The sequence below is a fragment of the Pseudomonas emilianonis genome, from assembly GCF_023072625.1.
Classification (GTDB): Bacteria; Pseudomonadota; Gammaproteobacteria; order Pseudomonadales; family Pseudomonadaceae; genus Aquipseudomonas; species Aquipseudomonas paraveronii.
The window spans coordinates 1-3,408 of sequence record NZ_JAKNRV010000467.1 but is presented as its reverse complement, the minus strand read 5'-3'; the positions used below and the strand labels follow the sequence as shown (position 1 = coordinate 3,408).

The 3,408-nt window shown below is 63.7% G+C and carries 3 protein-coding genes and 2 pseudogenes; 3 read left to right on the top strand and 2 right to left on the bottom strand.

Features of this window, described 5'->3' with window-relative positions; all coding sequences use genetic code 11:
- From L9Z73_RS27675 to L9Z73_RS27665, 3 genes and pseudogenes are all read left to right on the top strand, one after another.
- Positions 1-478: pseudogene (locus L9Z73_RS27675) on the top strand (hypothetical protein); the annotation flags it as partial.
- A pseudogene (zapE, locus tag L9Z73_RS27670) lies at positions 427-606 on the top strand (AFG1/ZapE family ATPase); the annotation flags it as partial. The pseudogenes L9Z73_RS27675 and zapE, both read left to right, overlap by 52 nt.
- A 40-nt stretch (positions 607-646) precedes the next feature.
- The gene (locus L9Z73_RS27665; RefSeq protein ID WP_247407859.1) at positions 647-1,960 is read left to right on the top strand and encodes a protein kinase; all 1,314 of its coding nucleotides are present in this window, start codon (positions 647-649) and stop codon (positions 1,958-1,960) included.
- Between the two features lie 124 nt (positions 1,961-2,084).
- Here the strand turns inward: L9Z73_RS27665 and L9Z73_RS27660 are convergent, their stop codons facing one another.
- Both L9Z73_RS27660 and L9Z73_RS27655 read right to left on the bottom strand, forming a co-directional pair.
- Positions 2,085-2,792 (bottom strand): YebC/PmpR family DNA-binding transcriptional regulator, encoded by a 708-nt coding sequence (locus tag L9Z73_RS27660; RefSeq protein WP_247407857.1) that lies wholly within the window; start codon positions 2,790-2,792, stop codon positions 2,085-2,087.
- 101 nt (positions 2,793-2,893) lie between these two features.
- Positions 2,894-3,408: LysR substrate-binding domain-containing protein (locus tag L9Z73_RS27655; protein ID WP_247407855.1), on the bottom strand; the 515-nt coding region annotated here is incomplete at its 5' end.

Below are 3,408 nucleotides of genomic sequence, written 5' to 3'. Positions count from 1 at the left end.
GCCGCAGTTCGTGAACCCGCAGGCACCGCTGCTGACCCAGTATCTGATCCTCGGCGCGACGATGATCAGCGTCGATATGATCGTGATGGCGGGCTATACCGGCTTGGCGTCGAAGGTCTTGCGCCTGGCGGCCCGCGACGACATGGTGCGCAGCGATGTGCGGCTGTTGCGCGGGTTGTCGGTGGTGCTGCTGGCCGGCCTGGTGTTGATCAACCTGGCCGTGCTGTTTGTGCTGCCCTGGGACAGCGCCAGCGGGGTATGGGCGGCGAGTGGTTTGCTGGTCATCTGGTTGAGCCTGTACCTGCAACAGCGCGTCAGTTTCGTCTTCGGTTTGCTGCTGCAACTGCTCGGCGGCGCTTCGTTCCTGCTGGCGGTGCCGGAACTGCTTGGGCCGTTGACCCAGGAAGGTTTGCGTCCGTTGGGGCACAGCGCTTTATCAATTTGGTGGACGTGCTCTACGACCAGGATAAACAGCTGATCCTGATCGGTGCGCACCCGCTGGAGCAGGCCTTGAGCGGCCACGCCATCGATCTGGCGCGTACTGCCAGTCGCCTGAACCAATTGCAAGCGGTCCACCCGCAACACACGCCCGACCCGCTATCATGAGCGCCTTTTACACCCCCCTTGCCGAGTGACCGCGCCGTTCATGAATACCCTCGCCCAACTCAAGGCCGGCCAATTGGCCGGCATCCAGCGCCTGGACCTGTCCTGCGGGCTGACCGAATTCCCCCGGGAAATCTTCGAACTGGCCGACTCCCTGGAAATCCTCAACCTCAGCGGCAACGCCCTGAGCAGCCTGCCCGACGACCTGCATCGCCTGCCGCACCTGCGCGTGCTGTTCTGCTCGGACAACGCCTTTACCGAACTGCCGGCCTGCCTGGGCCAATGCGCAAAGCTGAGCATGATCGGCTTCAAGGCCAACCGCATCCGCCAGGTGCCGGCCGCCGCGCTGCCACCGCTGTTGCGCTGGTTGATCCTCACCGACAACTGCATCAGCCAACTGCCCGACGAATTGGGCCAGCGGCCGCTGCTGCAAAAACTGATGCTGGCCGGCAACCAACTGGCGCACCTGCCGCCAAGCCTGGCCAACTGCCACAACCTCGAGCTGATCCGCATCGCCTCCAACCGCCTCACCGGCCTGCCGCACTGGCTCCTGGCACTGCCCAGCCTGACCTGGCTGGCCTACGCCGGCAACCCGGCGGAAATGGCGATAGACGTAGCTGACGACGACGCGACGCCAGACATTCCGTGGTCGGCACTGGAACTGGCCGAGGTCCTCGGAGAAGGCGCCTCCGGGGTGATTCGCAAGGCGCTCTGGCAACCCTCGGCCAAGCCGGTGGCGGTCAAGTTGTATAAAGGCAGCATCACCAGCGATGGCTCACCGCTGCACGAAATGCAGGCGTGCATTGCCGCCGGGCTGCATCCCAACCTGATCAAGGTGGAAGGCCGCGTGGTTGGCCACCCGGATGACCAGGCCGCGCTGGTGATGGACCTGATCGAGCCGAGCTACCGCAACCTCGCCGCCCTGCCGAGCCTGGCGTCCTGCACCCGCGATATCTACGAACCGGCCACCCGCTTCAGCCTCGCCGTGACATTGCGCATGGCACGCGGCATCGCCTCGGTGGCCGCGCACCTGCACCGCCACGGCATCACCCATGGCGACCTGTACGCCCACAATATTCTGTGGAACGCGGCGGGCGACTGCTTACTCGGAGATTTCGGCGCGGCGTCGTTCCATGCCTCGGCGGACACCGTGGAAACCAGGGCGCTGCAACGCATTGAAGTGCGGGCGTTCGGGGTGCTGCTCGGGGAGTTATTGCAGCGGATCGACGTAGGCTTGAGCGACACCGCACGCCAGATTCTGGAAGGCTTACAGGCGCGCTGCTGTCAGCCCGAGGTGTTGGCCCGGCCGAGCTTCAAAGAAGTCGAAGCGCTGCTGCAATCCATTCCACACCACTGAACCCAATGTGGGAGGGGGCTTGCTCCCGATAGCAGTGGCACATTCAACATCGTCGTTGACTGACACACCGCTATCGGGAGCAAGCCCCCTCCCACCGTTTGGACCGTGTTTATTCAGCCACGAATCAGCCGGCCAGGCCGACGAACATATCCTGCACGTCATCATGGTTGTCCAGGCCTTCGAGGAAGGCTTCGACTTCAGCCATCTGCTCGTCGGTCAAACCCGTCACCGGGTTCTTCGCGATATAGCCCAGCTTGGCCGACAGCACGGTAAAGCCCTGCTCCGGCAGCGCTTTCTGCACGGCGTCGAGGTCGGTGGTTTCGGTGATGAACTGAGTGGTGCCCTCTTCTTCGCCCTCTTCGAAATCCTGGGCGCCGGCTTCAATGGCCGCCATTTCAGGATCGGCGTCCGGGCTGTCCGGCGCGGCTTCGATCAGGCCGACGTGGTTGAAGTCCCAGGCCACGGAGCCGGAAGCGCCCAACTGGCCCTTGCGGAACGCCACGCGGATTTCGGCCACGGTGCGGTTGATGTTGTCGGTCACGCATTCAACGATCAACGGCACCTGGTGCGGGGCGAACCCTTCGTAGGTCACGCGGTGGTACTGCACGGTCTCACCGAGCAGACCGGCGCCTTTCTTGATCGCGCGGTCCAGGGTTTCCTTGGGCATCGAGGCTTTTTTGGCCTGCTCCACCACCAGACGCAAGTGGGCGTTGGTCGCGGTGTCGGCACCGTTACGGGCGGCGATGGTGATCTCTTTCACCAGTTTGCCGAAGATCTTGCCCTTGGCATTGGATGCTGCTTCTTTATGTTTAACTTTCCACTGTGCGCCCATGACTCACTCTCTTTCTCGTCCATCGCGCCGAGACGTCTACTGGCCAGCGCTTTGGGGGCAGAGTTTATAGGGCAAAAACGCAACGTTCCACCAAAAAACCTTCACGGCGCCAGCTCGAAAAACGCCTGAATCAAACGCAGCGACCGACGGCGCTCCATGCACCCCAGGCTGTGTCGGTTGACCAGCCCTTCCCCGTGGATCGGCAGCGCGCGCACACGTGGGTCCGGGCTGACCTCCATCGAGGACACCACGCCCACCCCCAACTGCGCAGCAACGGCTTCGGTCACCGCCTCGCGGCTGTCCAGCTCCAGCAGTACTTTCGGTTGCACACCCGCCCCCAGGCAGGCGTGGTCAAAGGTGCGCCGAGTGATGGACCCGGGCTCGCGCAGCACCATGATCACCTCGTGCAGTTGCGCCAGTTGAATGCCCTCGGCCAGCGTCGCCCACGGGTGGCTGGCCGGCACCAACGCGCAGATCCGCGACTCGCTCAACGCTTGCAGGTGCAGGCCGTTGCGCGGTTCAACTTCGGTGAGCACCACCACATCCGCATTCTCGGACAGCAGCGCCGCCAGGGTTTCCTGGGCATTGCCCAGCCGCAGGTTCACGGTAATGCCCG

Coding starts and splice junctions, on each gene's coding strand:
- L9Z73_RS27660 (WP_247407857.1), bottom strand. CDS start 2,792: ATGGGCGCACAGTGGAAAGTTAAACATAAAGAAGCAGCATCCAATGCC.
- L9Z73_RS27665 (WP_247407859.1), top strand. CDS start 647: ATGAATACCCTCGCCCAACTCAAGGCCGGCCAATTGGCCGGCATCCAG.